Below are 25222 nucleotides of genomic sequence, written 5' to 3'. Positions count from 1 at the left end.
CACCCACTGTCTTAGACAACTCGGTTCCATGTCTTAGCAAAAGCATTGACATATTTTTTGTAGCTGTGCATAATCTGAACAAAATAACATCCCTATTTGGGATACACGATAATACTCAACCATCCGCGAGGATGGGGCGGAAAGCCTATAGGGTCTCCCTGAGACAGCCGGGTTGCCGAAATATCCTTAGATATTCTGCGCCCGGCTTTTTTGCGTTCTGGATCAGCAGGCTGTTGTGAGCTGGATCAGGAAGAGGAGGCATAGTCCATGTGCTGCCATATACAGAGGCCAATCGGAATAATCCACCCTTTGACAGTCGTGCGCCGCAGCACGAGCGCTGTAATGACAGTTGCCTCAGACAAGACAAGCCTTGCCGCGCTGGACGCAGGCGTTCACCTGCACTGTTTGCCGCAGGAACTCTTTTTCTCCCCCAGGCACCCCGCAGCAGCCACCCGGGTGCTCGCATGGTGACCGACGAAAACACCATCGCCATCCCGCAGCTCATTTACGAGGCGGTCAGCCGAGGGAAGCGCGAATGGGAGCAGACCTTCGACTCCATCGCCGACCTGATCTTCATCACCGATACCAACCACACCATTTCGCGGGCCAACCGCGCCATGGCGAAGCATTGCGGCCTGCGTCCGGAGGACCTCCCGGGACGCAAATGCTACGACCTCTTCCACGACCTGGCCTCTCCCCCCCCTTATTGCCCGCTGAAAAGCCTGAAAGAGGGAGGTGCGCCGCGGGCGGAGGAAGTCGAGGTCGCCAAATTCTGCGGCTTCTTCGACATCTCGGTCTCCCCTTTGTACAACGATGAAGGAACCCTCGCCGCCTGCGTCCACGTGGCCCGCGACGTCACCGAGCGCAAGAAGGCCGAGGAGTACCGGCTGGAGTTGGAGCAGCAACTGCTGCAATCGCAAAAGCTCGAAAGCCTTGGTGTTCTCACCGGCGGCATCGCCCATGACTTCAACAATATCCTGATGATAATCCTCGGGCACTGCCTGCTCGCCAAGGAGAACCAGGCCAGCGCCCCGGTCGTCGGCCACCTGGATCAGATCGAGTCCGCCGGAAACCGTGCCGCCGACCTTTGCCGCCAGATGCTGGCCTACGCCGGCAAGGCGCCGCTGATCCAAACGCAGATCGACCTGCCGGCGCTGGTACGCGACATGGTGCAGATGCTGCAGCCCGCGTTCAACAAGAAAGTGACCATCGAATGCGATCTCGGCGGGGACCTCCCCAAGCTGACCTGCGACGAGGCAAAGATCCAGCAGATCGTGATGAACTTGGTGGTGAACGCGGCCGAATCGCTGGGTGAACAGGGGGGCAAGGTCAAGGTGACCCTCTCGCACAAGACGGTGCTGCAGGCACAGCAGGAAGTCGATTGCTTCGGCAACGTCATCCCCCCGGGAACCTATCAGTGCCTGGAGGTTGCCGACACCGGATGCGGCATGGACCAGGAGACCCAGAAGCGGATCTTCGAACCATTTTTCACCACCAAGTTCACCGGGCGGGGGCTGGGGCTTTCCGCCATCAGCGGCATCATCAAGTCCCATAACGGCGCGCTGCAGCTCTGCAGCGCCCCCGGCGCGGGGACCACTTTCAGCGTCTATTTTCCCCTCCCCCCATGCTGCCCCGCCGGCGACCAAGTCGCTGCGCCCCTCCCCTTGCCGCTCAACGCTGCCGCCCGGCTCGAAGGGACTATCCTGCTGGTAGACGACGAGGAGGAACTTCGTGCCGTCGGCTGTGAACTCCTCACCAGCATGGGGTTCAAGGTGATTGCCGTCAATAACGGCAGCGAGGCGCTCGCGATCTGGCAGGAGCGGAAAAGCGAGATAGACCTCGTGCTGATGGACCTGACCATGCCGGAACTGGACGGCGTCGAGACCTACCGCGCCCTGCGCGAAGATACCCCCACGCTCCCGGTTCTTTTTTGCAGCGGATACGGGGACCAGGACATCCGGCCCTGCATAGGCGAAGACGCCCGCGCCGGCTTCATCGCCAAGCCTTACCAACTTGCCCAACTACAAGCGGCATTGGCTGCCCTCTGGAAAACCGCATAGTGTTTCCCTCACCCTGTCCCTCAAGAGCCCCACGGCCCTGCTCTTCCCCGTGATGCAGCAGAGGGTCCCTCCGTCTGACGCACCCTTTTACACCGGCCAAGGCATGCCCCTTTTCCGCCTTGGCCGGAAGCTACCTTCCTTGCGGCAATAAACTCCCCCACACTGGCCCCTACCGCGCCATCTGCTAGAATAGGCCGGTGCAATTAACAAATCCCAATGATAATGCCCCTTCACGCCGGCGTTTCGACCGGCGCACTACAGCGGCAGCAACAAAGGAGCCCGGCCACAACCCGCGCAGGAGGCTGCGGATGTGGGTTTTGGCCTCGTTCTTCCCCCTGGCGGCGTTGGCGCTGCAGTGGCTTTTGTGGGAAAGACTGCGCCCCTATGTCTGGCTCTTCTTCTACCCCGCAGTATTCCTAAGCTCCTGGGCCGGGGGAAGGGTAGCGGGGCTCCTGGCTACAGCTTTCTCCGCGACGGTCGTCTGGTATTTCTTCATCCCCCCCGAACAAAGTTTCTCGCTGGAGCACCCCTCGACAGCAATCGCGCTGCTCATCTTCGCCGGCATGGGCATTCTTTTCTCGCTGTTCCACGAACGACTCAGAAGAGCGGACCGACAGATCCGGCTGACGCTGGCGGAGGCGACCTCGGGGCGCGAGCAACTTGAACGGCGGATGGAGGAGCGCACCAAAGAACTGGTCGATCTGGTCGACGAGCTGCGACGCAAGGAGACGGACCTGCGGAGATCCCAAGAGCTGCTGAAACTTTTCATCGAGTACGCGCCGGTGCCGCTTGCCATGTTCGACAGCGAGATGCGTTACCTCTACGCGAGCCGGCGCTGGCGCAGCGACTACGGCCTGGGAAACCGCCCCCTCGTCAAGGTCAGCCACTACGAAATATTCCCGGAGATCCCCCAGCACTGGAAGGAGCTGCACCAGCGCGGGCTCGCCGGAGAGATCCTGCGCGAGGAGGCCGAAGAATTCCGGCGCGCCGACGGCACGGTCCAGTGGCTGCGCTGGGAACTCCGTCCCTGGTACGACGCTGGGGGAATGGTGGGGGGAATCGTCATCTTCAGCGAGGACATCACCAACAGAAAGTGCGCCGAGGACGCGCTGCAAAAACTCAACGAGGAGCTAGAACTGCGCGTGGTCCAGCGTACCGAGACACTAGACCAGATCCTGGGCGAGCGGGAGGCGCAGAATGCGGAGCTGCAGCGTGCCTACCACGAGCTCGAGGCGGAAACGGCGCAGCGTATCCGCATGGTAGAGGAACTGCGGCAAAAGGAACAGTTGCTGATCCATCAAAGCCGTCTCGCGGCGATGGGGGAGATGCTCGGCTACATCGCGCACCAGTGGCGCCAGCCGCTTAACGTCCTCGGGCTGCACCTGCAGGTGCTGGGGCTTTCCTACCAGCACGGGACCTTCACCCGGGAACTCCTGGAGCAGAGCGTGGAAAAAGCGATGGGCATCATCAGGCACCTCTCCAGGACCATCGACGATTTCCGCGACTTTCTGGTCCTCAACAAGGAGAAGACCCTGTTCCAGGTCGACGAGGTGGTGGTAAAGACGGTCGGGCTCATCGAGGAGAATCTCAAAAAGGCCGGGATCAACATCGAGGTCGCCTGCACCAACCCCCCGGAGGTAAACGGCTTTCCCAACGAGTACAGCCACGTGATCCTGAACCTTTTGACCAATGCGAAGGACGCCTTCTCGGAGCGCCAGACTGAGCATCCGGTGATCAGGGTGCATTCGGGATTCGAGCAGGGGAAGACGGTGGTGACCATCGGCGACAATGCCGGGGGAATCCCCGAAGAGATAATCGGCAAGATCTTCGACGCCTACTTCACCACCAAGGGGTTGGGAAAAGGAAGCGGGGTTGGCCTTTTTATGTCCAAGATGATCATCGAGAAAAACATGGGAGGCAGCCTCACCGTTCGCAACGTCAACGGCGGCGCCGAGTTCAAGATCGAGGTCTGAACTCGCCGCAAGCAAGGGAGGTCGACCATGACCCGCGCACCCTCATCTTGGCTCCTGCTGGCGCTGATCTCACTGTTTTGCTTCAGCGCCGAGGCCGGCGCCCACACCATAATAACCCGGACCAGCGACGGCAAGACCGTCACCCTACCCCAGCTTGCCGCAGCCGCCAAGGATTCCCAGGTGATCGTCGTCGGGGAGTCGCACGACGACGAATACCACCACGAATTGCAACTTGACCTGATCCGCTCCCTGAACGAGAGCAAGCTGCCGCTGGCAATCGGGATGGAGATGATCCAGTCGGACTTCCAAGTGCAACTGGACGCCTGGAGCGCCGGCAAACTGAGCGAAGAGGTAATGCAGGCGGTATTCGAGCTGAACTGGTCCGACTGGCCGCTGTACCGTGAGATATTCCTCTACGCCCGGGACAACCGCATCCCGATGATCGCGCTGAACGTCCCGCTTCACATCGTCAGGAAGGTCTCGCAGCAAGGCTTCAGCTCCCTCACCCCCGAAGAGAAAGGGGACCTGCCGGCCGGAACCAGTTGCGACCTGAGAAACCCGCAGATCGCCTTCCTGAGAAAATCGTTCCAGGGGGTCCGCCATCATGGCGAGAACGGGAAGATGTTCAGCAACTTCTGCGAGGCGCAGACGGTCCGCAACAGCGGCATGGCGCTCAAAATGGCGCGCTACCTGGAAAAGCAACCGGATCGCAGGATGGTCGTTATGACCGGCATCTGGCATGCGGTGAAATACGGCATACCCGACCAGCTCCAGCGCCTGGGGAAGCTTAGCTACACGGTGATCCTCCCCGAGACCCCCTTCGTCAACAAGGAAAACGCCGGCAGCGCCGAGGCCGACTATCTGGTGGAGCAATAACCGGCGAAACGAAACGGGGGACAGGCGCTTTCGCCGGGCGGTAAGGACCTGTCCCCCTTTATCTATGCAGCCGGGCGCTCTAGCGTGCAGTCTCGAAGGGATCCTTTCTAACCCGCTCCTTCTCCTCGTCGTGCACCTTCTGCACTTCGTGCCGGTGCAGTCGAACAGCCTCTCCAGCGTCAGCTCGTGCTTCTCCCGAAGATGCTCCAGCGAGTGCGCCCCCAGCTTGCGGTAGCTTTCGAACTGCGCCTCGTCGAACCACTGGTCTGAGGTCGGCTCGTGGGGAAACTCGGCGTGTTTCTTCTCACAGTTGAAGACGTCCACCACGCGTCCCTCGGCCAGCACGGGCTTATAGACGCTGCAATTGGTCGTAGCTCCCCGTCGTCGTCCTCATTTCCGCTCCTCCTTTGGTGCCTCCCAATCCTCTCCACTCTCGCCTGCCGTAACTGTATGTAGTACTCAACATTTAGGGTGCAGCCAGAGGGGGTCATGTCAAGCAATGAGGCGGGGCACTATCCCGCCGAGGAGGATATCTTTGAAGAGTCCCTTCAGTTTTATCCGGTTTTGACGAGTAGTACCTGAATGCGACAAAATGGGGCGGCTCAGAGTATGGCAGCGAGATCTTCCAAGCCAATTGAGAGTCAGCTAAAAATACTGAGAGATGAAGAGAGGACGTTATGAAAGACCTTTACTGGCGGGCCATCAGTATTGACAGCATCGACCCTGATTACTTCCCATCCGTACCGCTGTTCATGAAAACCGCCGGGAACTATGTCCTGTACAAGGACGCAGAGAGGAAGTTTTCCTCGGCCGATCGCAGCCGGATGGACCGGACCGGCACCGAGTTCATGTACGTCAGATCGGGGGATATGTCGGAGATCTCCACCTATCTGGAGAACAGCCTGAAGGACATGCTGACCAGGGACGACCTCGACAGCGAAAGAAAGGGGAGGATCCTCTACCAGACCTCCATCAACTACCTGGTGGATGCCTTCGAGGCGCCGGAGGAGGCGTCTAATCTGGAGCGCTGCCGGCAACTGGTCCAGCACATGATGTCTTATCTGAGCAACGAGCCCCACGCACTCAAATCGGTAGGGTCGGTCGTGGAGCACAACCTCTACATCTTCTCCCACAGCGTACAGGTGGCCGCGCTGAACCTGCTCGCCCACGAGAAGCTGTTCCAGGTCCATCCCGACGAGTTGATAGACGTCGGCATCGGCTCCATGCTCCACGACTACGGGATGATCTTCGTCACCAACGACATCCTGAACAAGCCGGACGCCCTCTCCGACGTCGAGTACTACAAGATCAAGCAGCACACCCAGAAGGGGTACGAATACCTGAAGGACAGCGGGAGATTCGGCGACATGTCGCTCACCATCGTGCGCCACCATCATGAAAGGTACGACGGCAACGGCTACCCCACCGGGATGAAGGGGGACCAGATCCCCCGTAGCGCCCAGCTCTCCGCCATGTGCGACATGTACAGCGCCCTAACCCTCGACCGGGCCTACCGCAAGGCGGTTTCGCACCAGGAGGCGATCAAGGCGATGCGGACGGAAGCGGGAGCTTTCAACGCCTCGCTGCTCGGAAACTTCGTCGAGCTGGTGACCGCCCAGAAGGAGTAGCGGAGTTCGGTGCTCATGGGACGGGAGGGAGGTGGGCCTATCATGAGGAGGTTGACAAACCGGTTCAAAGGCGTATCATCGCCCGGAATTTAGCAGCCGAGATCCGTCACCGACGGATGCGGGGGACCCACTTAAGGGGCGTATTCCAGACAATGGATAGGGCACTTCCAAGCCCGAGCCCGTCAGCTAACCTCGTAGGCATTTGGGAGAGCATGGAATACGGCCATAAAGCCGCCTGTTCGTGCAGGCGGCTTTTTGCGTCCTGACGGGCTGTTTCCGCTCTTCGCAGTCCACTGCTCGGAGGAGCCCATGAAACAAACTGCAGCAGCACCGCTTTGGAAAGACGTGGTGAAATCGTTCGGCCTGGTGTTCGGCGACATCGGCACCAGCCCCATCTACACCCTCACCGTCATCTTCGCCCTCACCAAGCCCACCTACGACAACGTAATGGGGATCCTCTCCCTGGTATTCTGGACCATGACCATCCTGGTCAGCGCCGAGTACTCCTGGCTCGCCATGAAGCTCAGCCGCAAAGGAGAGGGGGGGACCATCGTGCTCAAGGAGATCCTGGTGCGGCTCCTGAAGCCGGGGAGAACGGTCGCTTTCGTGGCCTTTCTCTCCTACCTCGGGGTCTCGCTCCTTTTGGGCGACGGCGTCATCACCCCCGCCATCAGTATCCTGTCGGCGGTCGAGGGGCTGGAACTGATACCGGGACTGGAGCAGATGCCCCAAGCGGTGCTGATCTCGATAGCCGCGGCGATCGCGGTACTTTTGTTCGTGTTCCAATACAAAGGCACCGACCGGGTGGCAAGCCTCTTCGGCCCTGTGATGGTGCTCTGGTTCGCCGCGCTCACCCTCTCCGGCCTCGCTTCGCTGCTGCAGCGCCCGGAACTGATTCAAGCCATGAACCCCGCTTACGCCCTCAAGTTCTTCCAGGACAACGGGTTCTCCTCCTTTTTCGTCCTCTCCGAGGTCATCCTGTGCGCCACCGGCGGGGAGGCGCTCTACGCCGACATGGGGCACCTAGGTCGCAAGCCGATCGTCATCGCCTGGTATTTCGCTTTTTGCGCGCTGGCAATCAATTACCTCGGCCAGGGCGCCTTCGTCCTCTCCCACGGCGGCGGGAAAAACATCCTTTTCTCCATGATTCAGCACCAGGCCCCCGTGCTCTACGTCCCCTTCCTGCTTCTCGCGGTCATGGCCACCATCATCGCCTCCCAGGCCATGATCAGCGGGGTGTTTTCCGTCATCTACCAAGGGATCAACACCCGCATCATGCCGCTTTTGAAGGTGGACTACACCTCAAGCCATCTGAAGTCCCAGATCTACATCAGCTCCGTCAACTGGTGCCTTTTGGCCGCCGTCATCTTCATCATGCTGGTTTTCCGCCGCTCGGAGAACCTCGCCGCCGCCTACGGGCTGGCGGTAACCGGGACCATGACCATCACCGGGATCATGATGGTCATGATCTACCGCCGCACCTCCATGAAGTGGAAGGTCCCCTTCGCCGTCATCGTCACCGCTGTCGACCTGGTGTTTTTCACAGCCTGCCTCAACAAGATCCCCCATGGCGGCTACTGGTCCATCGTCCTCGCATCGATCCCCTTTGCCACCATAGTGGTCTGGACCATGGGGCAGCGGGCGCTCTACCGTGCCCTCAAGCCGCTCGATCTCGACACCTTCCTCGTCTCCTATAATCAGATCTACGCCAAGGGAAAGAACATCCCCGGGACCGGGCTTTTTTTCACCAGGGAGACGCCGGTGGTACCACCCTATGTGGTGCATAGCATCATCAGAAGCAACATTATCTACGAGCGCAATATCTTCATCTCCATGATCAGGACAGATGTCCCCTTCGGGCTCAAGAGCGCGCTTACCTCTGCGCTCGGCCCCGGGCTGGACGCCTTTGTCATCAAAGCTGGCTACATGGAGGTGGTAGAGATCGAGAAACTCTTGAAGGCGAACGGGATCGATGAAAAGGTCATCTTCTACGGTGTGGAGGACATCAAGACGGCCAATCCGTTCTGGAAATTTTTCGCCACTATGAAGAAACAGACCCCCAACTTCGTCCAGTTCCACAACCTCCCAGCAGGAAAACTACAGGGAGTGGTTACCAGGGTCGAAATGTAAATAGCACAAAATCAGCCACTTACGCAGCATGACACTCGTTGCCTTTTTATATTTCGTGTGCTACCGTTAAGAAAAGGCGAAAGGGAAGATGTATGCAATATCCATTGGCAGCACCCCACAGAGGCAGGAAAGATGAGGTGTGAGGCGGGTTGATCCCCCCACAAGCAGAGGCGAAGCGGACGGGAGTTGGCGGTAGAACCAACCCCGAAGATGGCATCGCCGGTACAACGAAAGGAAGGAAACGGCGATGTCCCCCTCATGCTGTTAGATCAGCAGAGGAACGGAGGTCCCAAAAATGAGAAGCGTGAGAAGGGCGTTGTTTACAGTGATAGCCATGGCAGGCCTGATGGGATTGGTGACAGGTACAGGCTACGCCGCCGGAACCAAACATTCCGGTACGCACCACAAAGCCGGGACCATGAGCAAAACTTCCAAGACGCACCACAAAACAATGACTCACAAAACAGGCAGCGCCAGAGGGACTGCTGGTGGTGGCCTGACAGAATCCAGCATGCCAAGCGGTGTGGGAGCACATTCCACCACCAGGCAGGATTTCAGCGTGGAAAAAGTGGGGCCGGAAACGGGTAGCGGCGGCGCAATGGGTACCGGTGCCGGCGGAAACGTCGGTACTAGCGGAACTATGCAAAGAGGCACCGGCGGCACCTACGACCAGGGTACTGGCGGCACCATGCAAAGAGGCACCGGCGGCACCTATGACCAGGGTACCGGCGACACTATGCAAAGAGGCACCGGCGGCACTTATGACCAGGGTACCGGCGGCACCATGCAAAGAGGCACCGGCGGGACCTATGACCAGGGCACCGGCGGCACCATGCAAAGAGGCACCGGCGGAACCTATGACCAGGGTACTGGCGGCACCATGCAAAGAGGAACCGGTGGAACTTATGACCAGGGTACCGGTAGTATGGGGACCGGTGGAACCACAGGAACTGGCAGCATGGGCACTGGCGGAACAACCGGCACCGGCAGCGGCGGCAGCATGGGTACTGGCGGAACAACCGGCACTGGCAGCGGCGGCAGCATGGGTACCGGCGGAACCACTGGCACTGGCAGCGGCGGCAGCATGGGTACCGGCGGGAAGTAAAAGCCTTCAACCTGCCCAATAAAGCACTGAAGTTGAAAAGGGTTACAGATTTCTCTGTAACCCTTTTTTTATCTTATGCACCGGCGAAGCGAGTGCCACGGCTGGGGAGGATGGCCCCTTGCGTCTCGCCATGCCGTGTTTCGTCGTCGTATCCCACCTGCTTCTCTTTCAGCACCCGGAATTTCTCGTCCGTGACCCGTGTGATCTCGGCAGCCAGTGCATCTGCAGTAGGGAACGCAGGCAACGACGCCAGCAGTTCGTTTATCTCCGAAGCAGCCTGGATGGCCAGATTCTTGTGGCCGAACTCATGCTGTTGCAGGCGCTCCGAGTAGCGCGCCCACACCAGGTTCAGCTCCGGGTCGGTGCAACTGGCGCCGACACGCGGAAGGCGATACTCGATATCGACGTTGGTAGTCGCCGACTTGACCCGGTAGCCGCTCGCGTCCTGCGCTATGTCATAAGAGAAGTTGATGTCCCAGCTGGTAAGGGCGGAATAGACCCGGCCGTCCTCGCCAACGGTACCTCTCTGGTTCATCTCCCTGCGCAGGTCATCGACATCTTTGCCGCTTATCTCGTAGTAGGTGTAACGTTCCTTGGCGGTCAGCTCGCAGGAAGGAGCGCTCCTGGTCCCGGCAAAGAGAGGGGAGGCGCAAAGGATAAGGATAGCCATAAGGCCCGCAAGGGTGGTAACGCGCCGGAACATGAAGAGGTCCCTCCTAGTCTAATTAAAGTGCGAGGTAAACATAACTCATACGGAACAACCCAGGCGTGACCCAGGTCACAAAGTTACGCAGATTCAGCGATTTGCCGCGAAAAAGAAAGGCTCCATACGCTATGAATAGGGCCGTTTCCGCTTTTGTCCCTGCCGCTGGGCCGGGAGGGACAGGTAAATCTATGTTGTCGAAACCGGAGATAATGGGACGGGACGTCGGGAGCTTTTATGGCTTGAACAAACGGGGGAAAGCTTCATCACTGCTGAGGCACCAATGCGTCGCGTGCTGAAGCCCGAGGGGCGCCTGCTCCTTTGCAAGCACGGAGCGGCGCCCGATGAGCCGGTCTACAAATTGTTCTTGGCGTAGTCAGCCATTCCCTGGAAGTCCACCACCACTGCCGGTTCGTCTCCTATGACCCAGGCGTCGTGTCCTTCGGGCAGCAGGGAAACATCGCCTGGGCCGCAATCGAACTCCTTGCCGTCGTCCATCACCACGTGTATCCTTCCCGCGACGTGGTACTGGAAATGCGGCGCCTCGCAGCTTTTGGTCCCCACCAGGGGTTGGATGGACGTGGACCAGCGCCACCCGGGCTTGAAGGTGGCCCTTCCGATTACTGTCCCTCCGACTTGCAGCAGTTCCAGCTTCCCGTTGGGGAATTCCCTCACCTCATCAGGTTTGCCGAAGCTCCGTACTTCCGCCTGCCCAGTTCCTGCTTTCATGGTTGACCTCCTTTCCCTAAAATTCTCGTCCCCGGCTTACGCCTTCTGCTTTGCGCTCGTCCGGAGGCGCCGGCACAGCGGCTATACTGCCACAATAATCGTCCCCTGCAACCGCCAATGCAGTACCGCCCGCCGGTTGCCTGATCGATGCACATGGGTTTGTCGCGACGCCAACACCACGCGTCCCCGGCACGACTAAATTGACATATTTTAATCCAATAGCTATCATCGGCTAGGTGTCAAAAATAACTTCGGAAAGGAGTGGAAACTATGGAAAAAACATACGTTATAGGTGCTCTGCTCTTGGTTGCCGTGACATGTGGCTGCAGCAGCCGCGGCGGCAGCGCTGCAGGCGGGGCGTTGGGTGGAGCGGCGATCGGCGCCGGAGCATATGAGTACAACGCGTACCGTCAGATGCAGCAACTCGATCAGGATTACAAGACAGGAAAGATGAACAAGCAGGAGTATGAGATCCGCAAAAATCAGATTGAGAAAGGCTCCCTTTTTCAGAAGTAATTGACAGGCAGAGGTACGGAAGACAGCAAACGGAGATCGCCATGTTCAATAAGATCCTCGCCACACGCGACGACATCAACCTGACCATCGTCAGAGTATTCCTGGGCTTAGTGTTCTTCCCCCACGGTGCGCAGAAAATGCTGGGCTGGTTTGGCGGTCCAGGCTTCTCCGGCACCATGCAGATGTTTACCCAGAACATGAAGGTCCCGATGGTCTTCGCCTTCCTGGCCATCTGCGCCGAATTCCTAGGCTCTTTGGGACTGCTCGTTGGCCTTTGCACCAGGATCGCCGCCTTCGGCATCCTGAGCAACATGGCCGTAGCCATCTTCATGGTTCACCTCCCCAACGGCTTTTTCATGAACTGGACCGGCAAGCAGTCTGGAGAAGGGTTCGAGTACCACCTGCTGGTCCTGGGCATGGCATTGGCTCTCATCGTCGGCGGCGGAGGGAAGGCATCGCTCGACCGGAAGATAGCCGTTGACCCGACATGGAGGACGCCGCATTGATCCTTCAAGTGCCGACTGGCAGGAGAAATTTTCTGAAACTCAATGAGGCCCGTTCCGATCAACCGGAGCGGGCTTTATTTTTGACACAGCGCCAGCCCCAACTCTTTTAGCCACTGAGAAGATGCGTTTATTGGCAATCCATGCTAGCTTATATAGTATCGTTACTGTACGACTCTTTCCGTGTGAGGTCTGTGTGTCTAAGCCTACAAAGTACATACTTATATCCGCAGCAATAGTCACCTCGATTATCGTCTTTGTGACCGCGCTTCTCCCGATCATTGTCAGGAACAAGACGGTCAGCACCCTGAAGGAAGCAACGGGACGAGAGGTGCATCTCTCCTCCGTCAGTATCAACCCCTTCACCCTGACCGTCACCGTCAATGATTTTGCCATTGCCGAAAAAACAGGTCCTCCGCTGGTTGCCTTCCGTAAGGCTAAAGCGTCCCTCGCCCTGGCATCGGTTTACAAGCGGGCATTGATCCTTTCCGAAATCGTGCTCGATACGCCCAGCGTCAGCCTGGTCCGCACTGCACCCAACCGGTTCAACTTCAGCGACATCATCGACCGGCAACCCAAGGGCAAAGCACCGGAGCAAGGGAAACCGTTCCTTTTCTCCTTGAACAACATCAGCGTGAAGAACGGTTCCATAGAGTTCGACGACCGGATGACGGCTGGAGGACGGAAGCACACGGTCCGCGATCTGCAGATCACCATCCCCTTTATCAGCAACATCCCCTACCTCGCGGACAGGTACGTGGATCCGCGCCTGGCCGCGGTAGTGAACGGCGCCCCCTTCAACTTCACCGGAAAGCTGAAACCGCTCAGCAAGTCGCTGGAAACATCGGTGCATATTGGACTCAAGGGGCTTAACCTCCCCCAATACCTTGCCTATGCCCCGGTCCCCCCCCCGGTAGACCTGACCTCCGGGCGGCTCACCCTAGACATGGATCTCGCCTACAGGGTATCCGCCGATAAGAAACCGGAACTGATACTGAAAGGCGGGGCGGGACTGGCGGAGGTCCGGGTGAACCTGCTGGATGGGAAACCGCTGCTGCGGCTCCCCTCGCTGGAGCTAAAGGCCGACAGGCTGGAGGTACTGGCAAAATCTTTCGAATTCAACTCCATCGCGCTGAACGGGCTGGAGCTCTTCATCGACCGCGACAGCAATGGCCGCTGGATGTACGACCGCATACTGGGTGCCACGGAAAAACCGAAGGAACCGAAAGAACCGAAGGCGGCTAAGGACGGCGAGAAGGAGGGGAAAACGACCTTCGCGGCGCGATCCTTTGTCAGCAGCAATGGAACCGTCCACTTTCACGACGCCATCCCCAAAGGCGGCTTCACCAGCACCGTTTCCGACCTCAACCTGGCACTGAAGGAGTTCAGCACCAAACCGGGCGGCTCCGCCAGCTACGACCTTTCGCTTCTAGCCGACGACGCGACGATCAAGAGCCGAGGGCAATTTGCGCTTACCCCGTTGTCGCTGACCGCCTCGATCCAGCTTGCCGAGGCAAAGGTCGGGCGCGCCTGGCCCTATCTGCGGCAGTATCTTACCGCGCCGGTGCAGGGGACGGTGGGGCTCTCTGCGGAAATCCTCTACAGCGAGCTTGAGGGGCTCAGGGTGCAAAAGGGGGATCTCGCCATTGCCGGGCTCTCCACCCGCTACGGCAGTAAGGAAGGGTTCGACCTGGCGACGCTCCAGGTGAAGGACGCCAGCTTCCGCCAGAGCGCTAACAGGCTGGAGGTTGGCGAGGTCAGGCTTTCAGGGGGGAACCTTTCCCTATCAAGGGAAGCCGACGGGACGCTGTCGCCCCTCTCCCTTCTCGCCGAGCAGCCAAAGTCAAAGCCGGTGCCACCCCGGAAACCCCGCAGGGAGGCCAGTGACAAATCCAAAGAATTCGCCTATCGCGTGCAACGTCTCCAACTCGACGGCTTCAAGCTCGCCTTCACGGACAAGACCTACGAGGAGCCCCCCCGCTTCACGCTTAAGAACACGAGCCTCACCCTCTCCAACCTGCAGGGGCCGAAATTCGCGCCGATGCCGATGACCTTCGCATCCACCTACGGCAAAGGCGCCGGACTCAAGGCCCGGGGAACGCTGACGCCCGCCCCGTTTCGCTACCAGGGGATGATGAGCGTCGCGCGGCTCCCCATCCGGGATTTCGAGCCGTACTTCCCCGACTCCTTCAACTTCTCCGTCATCGGCGGCACCGCCGACCTTTCCCTCAATCTGGACGTCGCCGCCAGAGACGGCAAAACCAAGGGGCACTTCAGGGGGAGCGCGGGGGTGCGCGACTTCCAGAGCATCGACGCCGTCGGGGACCAGGACCTCCTCAAGTGGGAGAGCCTGCAGTTCGACGAATTCCAGGGTGAGTTGGAGCCGTTCTCCTTGAACATCCGACAGGTCGCCTTGAACGACGTCTACTCCCGCGTCATCGTCAGAAAAGACGGCAGCCTCAACCTTCAGGACCTAGTAAAAAGCGAGGCGCCACAGCCTGCGGCAGCCGCGCCCGTCAGCGCCATGCAACCGCCGCGCGTCGCCACGGCCACGGCACCGGCTGTTCCCGCGCCAACCGGCGCCACGTCGCCCCCCAAAGCCGCACCGCCAGCGCGTCAGGTCTCCGTCGGCAGCGTCACCATCCAAAACGGCACCCTCTCCTTCACGGACAACCACCTGCCGCAGACCTTCAACAGCACCTTCTACAACCTCGGTGGGCGCGTGAGCGGGCTTTCCTCTGAGGAGTCCAAGTTTGCCGACGTCGACCTGCGGGGCAACCTGGAAAACCACTCCCCGATGCAGATTACAGGGCGGCTCAACCCGCTGCGGGACGACCTGTTCGTCGACCTCAAGATTTCCTTCCGGGACATAGAACTCTCCCCGGTGACCCCGTACTCGGGGACCTACCTCGGCTACGAAATAGACAAAGGGAAGCTTTTCCTCGACCTCAAGTACCTCATCGAGAAAAAGCAGCTCTCCTCCGAAAACAGGGTGTTCATCGACCAGTTCACCTTTGGCAAAAAGGTGGATAGCAACCAGGCAACCAATCTGCCGGTACGCCTTGCCATCGCCCTACTGAAGGACCGCAAGGGGGAGATCCACCTGGACCTCCCGGTCACCGGCCGCACCGACGATCCTCAATTCAGCATCTGGGGACTGGTCGGACAGGTGCTGAAGAACCTGCTAGTGAAGGCGGCGACCTCGCCGTTCGCGCTTTTGTCCTCACTGACCGGAGGCGGGCAAGACTTCAGCACCGTCCAGTTCGAGCCGGGCTCAAGCATCCTGTCTCAGGGGGAGGGCCAGAAACTTGAAAAGCTGGCCAAGGTGCTAGTGGACCGCCCCGGCGTGAAGATGGAGCTCAAGGGTTTCGTCGACAAGGCAAAGGACCCGGAGGGGTACCGGCAGGAACTCCTGGAGCGGAAACTGCGCCACGAGAAATACCTGTACCAGGCAAAGGAACAAAAGGCGAAAGAGTTGAAAGAAGGGGAGAGCGGCGAGACGGTCAAACTGTCCGATGAGGAGTACAAAACTTTCCTGAAGGCGGTCTACAAGAAGGAGAAGTTCCCCAAACCGCGCAACGCGCTGGGGCTGGTGAAGGACTTGCCGGCAAACGAGATGAGGAAGCTGATCATCGCCAATACGGTCGTAGCAGAAGCCGACCTGCAGTCACTTGCGCGGGAGCGGGCGGCAACCGTGTTCAACTACCTGGTGGCCAAAGGAGGGCTCCCGCCCGAGCGGCTTTTCCAGGGGACCGAGGACATCTACCACCCGCCGGCCCAGGAGAGTGCGGTCCGCAGCAGGGTCGAGTTCAACGCCATCGCCCGCTGACGGCACCATTTTCCGAGCCTCGCTAAAGATCGCCTTCCACAGGAGGGTCCGAAACTCGCTCAGGTCCGGCTGCCGCGCTCGGCACCATGGGGACGGTGAAATGGAATGTGCTTCCTGAGCCGATAACGCTCTCCGCCCAGATGCTCCCACCCATCTTCTCGACGATCTGGCGCGTGAGGGCGAGGCCCAGACCGGTGCCGCCATGCCGCCTGGTAAGCGATGAATCCACCTGGGTGAAGCGGTCGAATATCCTCTGCAACTGATCGGCGGGAATACCGACTCCCGTGTCCCTCACGTAAAACTCGACGTATCGCTCCCCCTGGGCCTCAAGGGGCTCCAAGGTTTTGATGCTCACCTCTATCCCGCCTCGCTCGGTGAACTTCACCGCGTTCCCCAAGAGATTCACCAGCACCTGCCTGAGCCTTCCCTCGTCGCCACTCAATTGGTCAGGAACAGCGCCGTCGACGGACCAGGAAAGGTGGAGCTCTTTTTCTTCCGCGACCAGGGAAACCACCTCCACCGCCGACCTGACCACCTCCTTCAACGAGAACGGCTTATCCTCGAAGGTCATCACCCCGGCCTCCAGCCGGGAGAAGTCGAGCAGATCCGCGATGATCCTCAACAGGGAGTCCGCCGACCGTTTTGCCATCTCAAGGAGTTGCCGCTCCTCCGCACCGATGTTCATGTCGAGGACCAGCCTGATCATCCCGAGCGCCCCCGCCAGAGGCGTCCTCATCTCGTGGCTCATGTTGGCGAGGAACTCGGTTTTCGCCCTGTTCGCGGCCTCCGACTGCCTCTGGGCGACGGCGAGCCGTTCCCCGGTCTGCAGCAGCGCCTTTTCGTATTGCTTTCTCTCCTCGATCTCCTTTTTCAGCTGTTCGTTGCTGCTGACAAGATCCGCGGTCCGGACCTCCACCAGTTTTTCGAGCTGCTCCTGATTGGCCCTTAAGGCCGCTTCAGCTTCGAGCCTGGCAGCATTTTCCTCCATCAACTGTGAGTTCAGACCTTCGGCCCGCTCCTTCGCCTGCTTCATGGTCTCGACCATCTCCCTGTTCTCGTAGCTGAGCAGCAACGAGTCGCGGTTTATCGTGTAATTGTGCAGCGAGATACGCCAAAGCAGAAAGCCAAAGAGAGTGGTCATCGCAGCCATGAAGGAATGGAAGGTGTCCTGGATCAGAAGGAAGTGCACGATAAGCGGCATGAGGACCGGGATGCTGAATGCCAGGTAGGCATGACGCACCGTCGCGAAGGTCGTTGACGCTCCGGCCGCCATCCCGCCCAAGACGAAGGAGATAAAGACCAGGTGTGCCATGGATGCTTCGGCAAAGGAGAAGACTCCGATGCTCCCCCACGCAGCGCCGATCACCGCGAGGCCGATCAGGAACCGGTTTGCCCAGAGCCGCGCCTGAGCCGGTTCAGGAGGGTGCTTCGCATATTGGAACCCGAGCAAGCCTCTGAGGAGGGTGACTAAGACGATTCCGAACAGCCAGAAGATGAGAAACCGCCGAGCATGACGTCCTTCATGACGAAGAACACAAGCAGCGCGTTCACTAACGTCGCCACCATCCCCAGCGGAGCCAGACGATAAAGCTGCTTGACCTGTTCCGCGAAGATGAGCTCCTTGTAGAGCGCGTAATACTGCTTGTGCTTCTGATCGCCCATGTCCTTTCGGCTTTCCGGCATCATGGAGTCCCTTGTAAGGGGGGGGGAGGTAAGGTTTAGCTGACGCCTTTTGAGTAGTCGTTTTTTAAAAGAGAGAACAGTTCGTCGAGGTCGATTGGCTTAGAGAGGTAATCGTCCATGCCGGAGTCGAGGCATTGTTGCCTGTCCTGCTCCATTGCGTGAGCGGTCAGGGCGATTATCGGAGTGTGACCTCCTTTGAGGGCTTCCTTTTCGCGGATCATCCTGGTAGCGGCGAAACCGTCCATGACCGGCATTTGTACGTCCATGAAGATGAAATCAAAGGTTTCATCTTCCCACGCCTCCACGGCTTTGCGGCCATTATCGACGCTGCGGCAGTCAAAACCGCACCGTGACAGCAGCGTCGCCATCATCTGCCTGATGGTTGGGTCGTCTTCTGCTACTAAAATCCGCATTGGCTTACTCCTGTGCTCACAGGTGCAACGACTGCAATAACAAGCCGGTATCAAGATAGCATCCGGTTATCCAAAGTAAAGACTGGTGAGCAAGATATGACAGACACGCCCCTTAACGGCCAAGGCGAGACGGATCGAATCGAATTAAAATTGACTCACACTTAAAATACTATACGCTCTTTGAGTTTCAAACCCTACCGACAGGAAATCAAAGGAGGCTAACCATGGCAAATTCAGCAGGAAATGGCGGAGCAAGCCCCCGCTTGTTGACACCCGGCAACTCGATGCTGCTCCTTATCGACCACCAGCCTCAGATGGCATTTGCATCTCACTCCATCGACATCCAGCTCCTCATCAACAACGTAACCGGCCTGGCTAAATCCGCCAGGATCTTCAACGTCCCGGTTGTTCTCACCACCGTCGCCGCCAAGAGTTTCAGCGGCCCCATATTCGCCAACCTGCAGGAGGTGTATCCGGAAACCGACCCCATCGACCGCACCACCATGAACTCCTGGGAGGACCCCAAGGTGGTGGAAGCGGTCCGGCGGACCGATCGTAAAAAGCTGGTGATGGCGGCGCTTTGGACCGAGGTATGCCTTGCCACCGCCACCTTGTCCGCCTTGGATGACGGCTACGAGGTGTACATCGTCACCGACGCGTCGGCCGGGGTAACCAGCGAGGCGCACGAAATGGCCATCCGGAGGATGATCCAGGCAGGCGCGGTGCCGACGACATGGTTGCAGGTGCTCTTGGAATGGCAGAGGGACTGGGCGCGCCAAGAGACCTACAACGCGGTCATGGCCGTGGCCAAAGAACATGCGGGAGGGTACGGCCTGGGCATCAACTACGCCAAAAGCATGCTGGGAGAACATGCCAGCGAAGGCTAGAAGGGAAAGGCCGGAGGAGAAAAGGTATGAAGGGACCAGAACTCGTTCTTTACAACGGCACCATAACCACACTCGACGAAAATAACCCCGAGGTGACGGCTTTAGCCGTCTCCGGAGGCCGCGTCATCGCTATAGGCGGAGCGGAGCTGCTGCAAGAAGCCGACGAGGGCACCAAGAGGATAGACCTCAAAAAGCACCGGGCGATTCCGGGGCTGAACGACTCCCACATCCACGTGATCCGTGGCGGGCTCAATTACAACATGGAGCTGCGCTGGGATGGCGTTCCCTCGCTGCACGACGCGCTGGGGATGCTGCGCGAGCAGGCGCGGCGCACCCCGCCTCCGCAGTGGGTGCGCGTGATCGGGGGGTGGACGGAGTTCCAATTCGCCGAGCGGCGCATGCCGACCCTGGAGGAAGTCAACCAGGCGGCGCCGGACACCCCCGTGTTCATCCTCCACCTTTACGACCGGGCCCTGGTCAACAAAGCTGCGCTGCGTGCTCTTGGGTACAACCGCGACACGCCGGACCCGCCGGGGTCCGAGATCCAGCGCGACAAGGCGGGGAATCCGACCGGGCTCCTGATAGCGCGGCCGAACGCGATGTTGCTGTACGCAAGCCTCGCCAAGGGGCCGAAGCTTCCCTACCAGGACCAGCTCAACTCGACCCGGCACTTCATGCGCGAATTGAACCGGCTGGGACTTACCAGCGCCATCGACGCGGGAGGCGGCTTCCAGAACTACCCTGACGACTACCGGGTCATCGAGGAGCTTTCCGCAAGCGGCCGGCTTACCCTGCGCATCGCCTACAACCTCTTCACGCAACACCCCAAAAGCGAGTTGGAGGATTTCACCGAGTGGGTGCGGAGCTCGTCGCCCGGATCCGGGGACGATTTCTACCGCCACAACGGGGCAGGAGAGATGCTGGTGTTCTCCGCCGCGGATTTCGAGGATTTTCTGGAACCGCGCCCCGATCTCCCGCCGATGATGGAGCAGGAGTTGTCACAAGTCGTTCGCCTGCTGGCGGAGAACCGTTGGCCCTTCCGCCTCCATGCCACCTACAACGAGTCGATCACCCGCTTCCTCGACGTCTTCGAGGCGGTGAACCGGGACGTCCCCTTCGACGGCCTGCGCTGGTTCTTCGACCATGCAGAGACCATCACGCCGGAAAACCTGGAACGGGTGCGGAATCTGGGCGGGGGCATCGCCATTCAGGACCGGATGGCGTTCCAGGGGGAGTATTTCAGGGAACGCTACGGCAGGGACGCCGCCGCGAATTCTCCCCCCTTCGCCAGGATGCTCGACATGGGCATACCGGTTGGCGCCGGCACCGATGCCACCCGGGTCGCCAGCTATAACCCTTGGGTTGCCCTGTACTGGCTTGTCAGCGGTCGCACGGTGGGAAAGATGCAGCTCTACCCCGAGCAAAACCGCATCGACAGGCTGGGCGCGCTGCGGTTGTACACGGTCGGGAGCAGTTGGTTTTCGGGGGAGGAGGAAAAGAAGGGAAGGCTCGTGCCTGGACAGCTGGCAGACCTGGCGGTTCTTTCAGCGGATTACTTCAAAGTCGCCGAGGAGGAAATTCCAGGCATCGAATCGGTGCTGACTATCGTGGGAGGAAAGGTGGTTCATGGCGCGGGAGATTTCGGCAGCCTGGCGCCGCCGCCTCTCCCGGTTAGCCCCGACTGGTCCCCGGTCGGCAGCTATGGCGGATACCACAGCCGCGTTCACGAAGCGAACGCCTTCAGGTCATGCTGCCGCCACGCCATCGAAAAACCGTTGCGCACCGCGCCAGGCTCGTTCCCCTGGGGGGGAGGTTGCGACTGCTTCGCCTTCTGAGGCGATATGCAGCAGACGACACTGTGAGAAAGGGGCGCCCGCGAACGGACGCTCCTTTTTTTCTGGCTCGCAAGCTCCAGCTTGAAAACGAGAAAACGAGAATACGGGAAAAATGAGGGAGAGAAGCAGCGTTGTCCCCCCCTCTCGTCTAGGGAGGGGGAAAGTTGGAAACTGCTTGATTCATGTGGTGCAAAGACCTAACCGGACACTGCTGGGAGAGAAGGTTTCCGGCTAGGTGAGAGTCAGCAGCAGCGGATGGTCGAACCCCGCCCCGGCGATGCAGCCGGCAGCAGAACTTTTCCCCTCCAGGCAGGCCTCTGCAAAGCCGTGGCTGCGGCAGAGATGGACCAGGACGCCGAGGTTGCCATAGAGGGAGAATCCGAGAAGCTCACGCATGTTTTTGGCGCCAGCTTCCTCCAGTTCTTTCCCGCTCTCCTGGAGCACTGCGACGTAGTGGCTCGGGAAGGCAACCACCTTCCGGTCCAGCGCGGCCACGAACGCTTCCCGTTCCGCCTGAGAAAGCTGTGAGAAATCGGCGCCGCACCAAACGCTCTCCCGGGTGGAGATGAGCGAGCGGCAGGACAGAGGGCGCACCGGATAGACGCCGCATGCGCCGGCATCGGTCAAAAGCGGGCAAAATCCCATGGTCTGCCGGTGCAGGCGCAGGTATTCAGGAAGCTCGGTCACTCCCTTAAGCAGCTCCCTGAGTTTCATTGCGTAACTCTCGACCGCCCTCCCCTGCGTCTCGTCCAGCTGCCGGGCGACGGCAAGTGCCTCGGCAAAGCCGGTATGGACGGCAAGACTGCAGCAGTTGCGACACCCCTTGCCGCAGAAGATTGCGCCGCCGCTGGAGCGATAGTCGTCGACCCAGGACCGCACGAACATCTCGAGAAAAACCTGCTGCTGTTTAACCATATCCAGAAGGTCGCCCATCGCCTTTTCTGCCGTCATCTCTTTCCTTTCTTCCGGGGTATCTCCCGTGACAGGACCCCGGTCAGCGCTTCTTTTTCTTCCTGTGGCTCTTTTTCGCCTGGCCGCCATGATCGTGCCGCGGCTCGTCTACCGGTGCCTGGCCCGACTTCACCATCATCAAAGGTATTAACACCACGGCGAATACCGCGAGAATCACTGCCAGAGCAATCAGTGGTGTGGACATAATCCCTCCTAACGGTTCTTGAGATCCTGGTGATGGGCGCGCACCAACACGCCGGAAAAACGGCACTTAAAATAAGCTAATTGCGACAGGATGGCAAGAAAAAGAGGGGCAGTTGCGGCTTGTGCCGGGGGGCGAAGCGAATCTGGTGCAGGCTGAACAGCGTATGAGAAGTGGCAGGTTTACCCCAGTTCCTGAAGCTTCCTGCTTAAGCTGGCAAGCTTGTACGGTTTCTGTATGAACCCCGCCAAGCCTCGTCCGATGAACCTCTCGGCGATGTCCTGTTCAGTGAAACCACTGGACATTATCACCTTGATGGACGGATCCATGCTGCGCAGGATGCGGAAGGTCTGTTCCCCGTCCAGGTTCGGCATGGTCTGGTCCAGAATGACGCAGGTGATGTCGCCGTGGTGCTCCTTGAAAAGCTCCACAGCGACCAACCCGTCTTCCGCAGTAAGCACGCGGTATCCCAAAATTTGGAGCATCTCGTTGCCGAGGTTGCGGATGGTCTCCTCGTCGTCGACCAACAGTATGGTGCCGTACCCCGGCGACAGCGGACCCGCTTCCGCCTCCTGCACCGGACGTGCAGAGCCTGGAGGAAGAGCCGGCAAAAATACGGTGAACCTGGAGCCTTTGCCTGGTTCGCTGTGAACCTCGATAGTCCCTTTGTGCCCCCGTATGATGCCGAGGACTGCAGCCATGCCGAGGCCCCGCCCCGTGAACTTGGTGGTAAAGAAAGGGTCGAAGATCTTGGCCAAGGTAGCCTGATCCATGCCGCACCCATCGTCGGCAACCTCAAAGTAGAGGTAGGTTCCCTCCTTAAGTGTGTCGTTCAGCCACAACTTGGAAAGAAACGCGGCATCGCACTCCATGGCGCCGGTGGAGATCGATATCACTCCGCAGCGATCGCCTATCGCTTCGGAAGCGTTGATGACGAGGTTCATGATGACCTGCCGGATCTGGGTCGCATCGACCGACACCAGCGGCAGACCACTGTCGAGATTGAAGCGGACATCCACTTTTTTAGAGATGGAGACCTCCAGCATGTGGTTCATCTCGTTTATCAGCCTGTTGACGTCGATCTTCTCGATGATGAAATTCCCTTTGCCGGAATAAGCCAGCATCTGCCTGGCCAAATCAGCCGCACGCTGTGAAGAGATCTCGATGTTCTGCAGGTTGGTTCGGGCAGGAGATTCAGGGGGAAGAGTCAAAAGCGCCAACTCCGCGTTCCCCATGACCGACATCAGAATGTTGTTGAAGTCGTGGGCGATGCCGCCGGCAAGTACCCCCAGGCTCTCCAGCTTCTGGACGTGCAGCATCTGGGCTTCCATTTTCTTCTTTTCTTCAGTCAGCCGTTTTTCGTCAGTCACGTCCCGGCCGACGACGAGGAGATGCTGCTTTTCCTTGATGAGGAGCCTGGACAGGATGTAGGACATCACCACGGATTTTCCGAAGCTCGTGCAGATATCCGCCTCAACTAACCGAACCACGCCGTCCGCGAGCACCTTTTCCGCAGCGGCGAGTAGGCCGCTTTCCCGCCATGACTTTAATTCCCGGAAGTTCTGCTCCTGCATCGTTTTCATGTCGCCGCCCGAAATATCGGCGGTGGCCTGGTTAAGCAGGATGCATTTGCCCGAGCCCCCTTCAAAGATGCGGATTCCCATCGGCGAGTGCCGCATAAGAGACTCGAACAGCAGCAGATTCTTCCGACGCTCCTCCTCCGATTTCCTAAGCTCAGTGACATCCCGGGTGATGGCCAGAAGAGATACGATCTCCCCCTTGTCATTGCGAAAAGGGACAGCATGGCTATCGACCCAGAGATGCCCCCCCTTGAGGCCGTGCACCTCGAAGACCAGGTTGCCGGCAACGCCATCAAAGACGCGCTGGGTCAATTGAATGAACGCGTCCCGATGTTCGGGAGCTATCAGCGGGTAAACACACTGCCCCTGGATCTGTGCCAGCGAGTCTGCCTCAATCATCTTCAGGCCGGTCCTGTTCATCATCTGCACCCTCCCCTCCGCGTCGAGGAGTTTGACGCATTCCGGCTCGGTCTCGATGATGGTGTTCATAAAGATCTTGCTCTGAGCCAGGGCTTCCGTTCTGGTACGAAGCTGGTCCGCCATGTCGTCCAGGGTCTGGGCGAGGCTGCCGAGTTCGCCTCCTGTCACCGCCTCGGAGACGCGGATGTGCAGGTCCCCCGAGGCGACCCGCCTGGAAGCGTCTTCCAGAAGCTGCAAACGGTCGGCGATGCAGCGCTTGCCGATGAGCACCGCACAAAAGCAGGCAATGGCCAGAAATGACGATAAAAGCACCGCGCTCAGGATAAGCGCCCGGTTGGCCTTCTGGGTTGCCGCGTCCACGGGGATGCCTGCGGTAACGTACAGGTACGGGGTCTTTTCCCCGGGGAGGTACAGCTTGCGGTAGGCGATGATCCTCGTGTCGCCTGCCAGCCCCTTCCTGGTGCTCACCCCTTCGTCCGGCCCCTCCACCATTTTGCGGAAGGAATCTGCTATGTAAGCCTTCCCGGTAAAATTCCCCTCGGTAAGTCCCCTGGCAAGGATGGTGCCGCGATGATCTATGATGGTGAAGCTGGAACCGGCCGGCAACCGCATCTGCTGCAACAAATGCCGGTAGTTCTCGAGATTGAAGGCGACGCCGATGACCCCGGCGATTGCGCCGCTGTCGTCTCTTACCGGGTAGCCCAAGTTGAAGACGGGTTTGGTGGTGATGCGGCTGACGACGTACTCGCCGGAGGAGAGTTTTCCGGTTTCCAGGGTGCTCTTGAAAAAATAGCGGTCGGAGAGGTTGTACGGCACGGCTGTCGGGACTGCGGTGGCCCAAACTTTGCCTTCGCAGTCGGCGATGGTGATATTTGCGTACATCGGGTTCAACTTGAGCAGCTCTTTCAGGACCGACTCGACCTTCGCCGTGTCGCCCGCCTTCACCTCTGGAAGTTGCGCCAATGCCGTCATCAACTGTTCGGCGGCCACAACGAGGTTCCGCTGTTCGTTTACTATCATCTCTGCAAATTTGACTGTCTCTTTTCGTGCTTCTCCAAGCATGGCGTTACGAAACTCGATCCCTGAGTACAGGATTATCACCGCCGCAGGCAATGCCACAATGCATGTTATCAGCAGCAAAAGTGACCGGATTGAGAGAGACGAAAGACGTAACATTCACATGCCTCGGATGGGACGCT

The 25222-nt window shown here is 59.2% G+C and carries 20 protein-coding genes and 2 riboswitches; of the genes, 12 read left to right on the top strand and 8 right to left on the bottom strand.

Annotation, left to right across the window (positions count from 1 at the left end):
- Positions 1 to 103: 103 nt before the first annotated feature.
- Positions 104 to 180: riboswitch (cyclic di-GMP riboswitch) on the top strand.
- 162 nt (positions 181 to 342) lie between these two features.
- From GBEM_RS21900 to GBEM_RS02615, 7 genes are all read left to right on the top strand, one after another.
- Positions 343 to 471: a hypothetical protein gene (locus tag GBEM_RS21900; RefSeq protein WP_264175525.1), complete on the top strand. Its 129-nt coding sequence runs from the start codon at positions 343 to 345 to the stop codon at positions 469 to 471.
- Positions 465 to 2060, top strand: coding sequence for a hybrid sensor histidine kinase/response regulator (locus GBEM_RS02640; protein ID WP_012528970.1), 1596 nt, complete (start codon positions 465 to 467; stop codon positions 2058 to 2060). The genes GBEM_RS21900 and GBEM_RS02640 overlap by 7 nt, the downstream gene beginning before the upstream one ends.
- 308 nt (positions 2061 to 2368) lie before the next feature.
- Positions 2369 to 4033 carry a DUF4118 domain-containing protein gene (locus tag GBEM_RS02635; RefSeq protein WP_012528969.1) on the top strand — a complete coding sequence of 555 codons (1665 nt, stop codon included), beginning with the start codon at positions 2369 to 2371 and terminating at the stop codon, positions 4031 to 4033.
- Positions 4034 to 4060: 27 nt separating this feature from the next.
- Entirely contained in the window at positions 4061 to 4909 is an 849-nt protein-coding gene (locus tag GBEM_RS02630; RefSeq protein ID WP_012528968.1) for a ChaN family lipoprotein, read from the top strand.
- A gap of 677 nt (positions 4910 to 5586) precedes the next feature.
- Positions 5587 to 6537, top strand: coding sequence for an HD-GYP domain-containing protein (locus GBEM_RS02625; protein WP_012528967.1), 951 nt, complete (start codon positions 5587 to 5589; stop codon positions 6535 to 6537).
- 84 nt (positions 6538 to 6621) lie between these two features.
- Positions 6622 to 6753, top strand: a riboswitch (cyclic di-AMP (ydaO/yuaA leader).
- 93 nt (positions 6754 to 6846) lie between these two features.
- Positions 6847 to 8667, top strand: coding sequence for a KUP/HAK/KT family potassium transporter (locus GBEM_RS02620; protein ID WP_012528966.1), 1821 nt, complete (start codon positions 6847 to 6849; stop codon positions 8665 to 8667).
- Positions 8668 to 9178: 511 nt separating this feature from the next.
- The gene (locus GBEM_RS02615; protein ID WP_226373921.1) at positions 9179 to 9772 is read left to right on the top strand and encodes a hypothetical protein; all 594 of its coding nucleotides are present in this window, start codon (positions 9179 to 9181) and stop codon (positions 9770 to 9772) included.
- Between the two features lie 73 nt (positions 9773 to 9845).
- Here the strand turns inward: GBEM_RS02615 and GBEM_RS02610 are convergent, their stop codons facing one another.
- Complete coding sequence (locus GBEM_RS02610; RefSeq protein ID WP_012528964.1) at positions 9846 to 10475, bottom strand: DUF922 domain-containing Zn-dependent protease; 630 nt, start codon at positions 10473 to 10475, stop codon at positions 9846 to 9848.
- A 354-nt stretch (positions 10476 to 10829) separates the two neighbouring features.
- Entirely contained in the window at positions 10830 to 11204 is a 375-nt protein-coding gene (locus tag GBEM_RS02605) for a cupin domain-containing protein (RefSeq protein ID WP_012528963.1), read from the bottom strand.
- Positions 11205 to 11474: 270 nt separating this feature from the next.
- On the opposite strand from GBEM_RS02605, the gene GBEM_RS02600 reads away from it, so the two are divergent.
- From GBEM_RS02600 to GBEM_RS02590, 3 genes are all read left to right on the top strand, one after another.
- Positions 11475 to 11720: a hypothetical protein gene (locus tag GBEM_RS02600; protein WP_012528962.1), complete on the top strand. Its 246-nt coding sequence runs from the start codon at positions 11475 to 11477 to the stop codon at positions 11718 to 11720.
- 41 nt (positions 11721 to 11761) lie between these two features.
- On the top strand, positions 11762 to 12226 hold the full coding sequence (locus GBEM_RS02595; RefSeq protein WP_012528961.1) for a DoxX family protein: 465 nt from the start codon (positions 11762 to 11764) through the stop codon (positions 12224 to 12226).
- Between the two features lie 193 nt (positions 12227 to 12419).
- Positions 12420 to 16052, top strand: coding sequence for a DUF748 domain-containing protein (locus tag GBEM_RS02590; protein WP_012528960.1), 3633 nt, complete (start codon positions 12420 to 12422; stop codon positions 16050 to 16052).
- 22 nt (positions 16053 to 16074) lie between these two features.
- Here GBEM_RS02590 and GBEM_RS20295 read toward each other — a convergent pair whose 3' ends face one another.
- From GBEM_RS20295 to GBEM_RS02575, 3 genes are read right to left on the bottom strand one after another with little or no spacing between them, the layout of a single operon-like run.
- On the bottom strand, positions 16075 to 17502 hold the full coding sequence (locus GBEM_RS20295) for a sensor histidine kinase (protein WP_226373920.1): 1428 nt from the start codon (positions 17500 to 17502) through the stop codon (positions 16075 to 16077).
- A 17-nt stretch (positions 17503 to 17519) separates the two neighbouring features.
- Positions 17520 to 17738: a hypothetical protein gene (locus GBEM_RS21665; RefSeq protein WP_041262559.1), complete on the bottom strand. Its 219-nt coding sequence runs from the start codon at positions 17736 to 17738 to the stop codon at positions 17520 to 17522.
- A gap of 32 nt (positions 17739 to 17770) precedes the next feature.
- Positions 17771 to 18148: a response regulator gene (locus tag GBEM_RS02575; protein ID WP_012528958.1), complete on the bottom strand. Its 378-nt coding sequence runs from the start codon at positions 18146 to 18148 to the stop codon at positions 17771 to 17773.
- A gap of 224 nt (positions 18149 to 18372) precedes the next feature.
- Here GBEM_RS02575 and GBEM_RS02570 point away from each other — a divergent pair, with 224 nt between their 5' ends.
- Together GBEM_RS02570 and GBEM_RS02565 are read left to right on the top strand one after the other, a co-directional pair.
- Positions 18373 to 19035, top strand: a complete 663-nt coding sequence (locus GBEM_RS02570) for a hydrolase (protein ID WP_012528957.1) — start codon at positions 18373 to 18375, stop codon at positions 19033 to 19035.
- 26 nt (positions 19036 to 19061) lie between these two features.
- Positions 19062 to 20870, top strand: a complete 1809-nt coding sequence (locus GBEM_RS02565) for an amidohydrolase (protein ID WP_012528956.1) — start codon at positions 19062 to 19064, stop codon at positions 20868 to 20870.
- A gap of 231 nt (positions 20871 to 21101) precedes the next feature.
- Here GBEM_RS02565 and GBEM_RS02560 read toward each other — a convergent pair whose 3' ends face one another.
- The 3 genes from GBEM_RS02560 to GBEM_RS02555 all read right to left on the bottom strand — a co-directional run bounded on the left by GBEM_RS02560 (position 21102) and on the right by GBEM_RS02555 (position 25199).
- Positions 21102 to 21821, bottom strand: coding sequence for a YkgJ family cysteine cluster protein (locus tag GBEM_RS02560; protein ID WP_012528955.1), 720 nt, complete (start codon positions 21819 to 21821; stop codon positions 21102 to 21104).
- 43 nt (positions 21822 to 21864) lie between these two features.
- On the bottom strand, positions 21865 to 22026 hold the full coding sequence (locus GBEM_RS21380) for a hypothetical protein (protein WP_012528954.1): 162 nt from the start codon (positions 22024 to 22026) through the stop codon (positions 21865 to 21867).
- A gap of 179 nt (positions 22027 to 22205) precedes the next feature.
- The gene (locus tag GBEM_RS02555) at positions 22206 to 25199 is read right to left on the bottom strand and encodes a response regulator (RefSeq protein WP_012528953.1); all 2994 of its coding nucleotides are present in this window, start codon (positions 25197 to 25199) and stop codon (positions 22206 to 22208) included.
- Positions 25200 to 25222: the final 23 nt, after the last annotated feature.

It is taken from the genome of Citrifermentans bemidjiense Bem (assembly GCF_000020725.1).
Taxonomy (GTDB): Bacteria; Desulfobacterota; Desulfuromonadia; order Geobacterales; family Geobacteraceae; genus Geomonas; species Geomonas bemidjiensis.
This window is presented reverse-complemented; position numbering and strand designations above follow the sequence as displayed.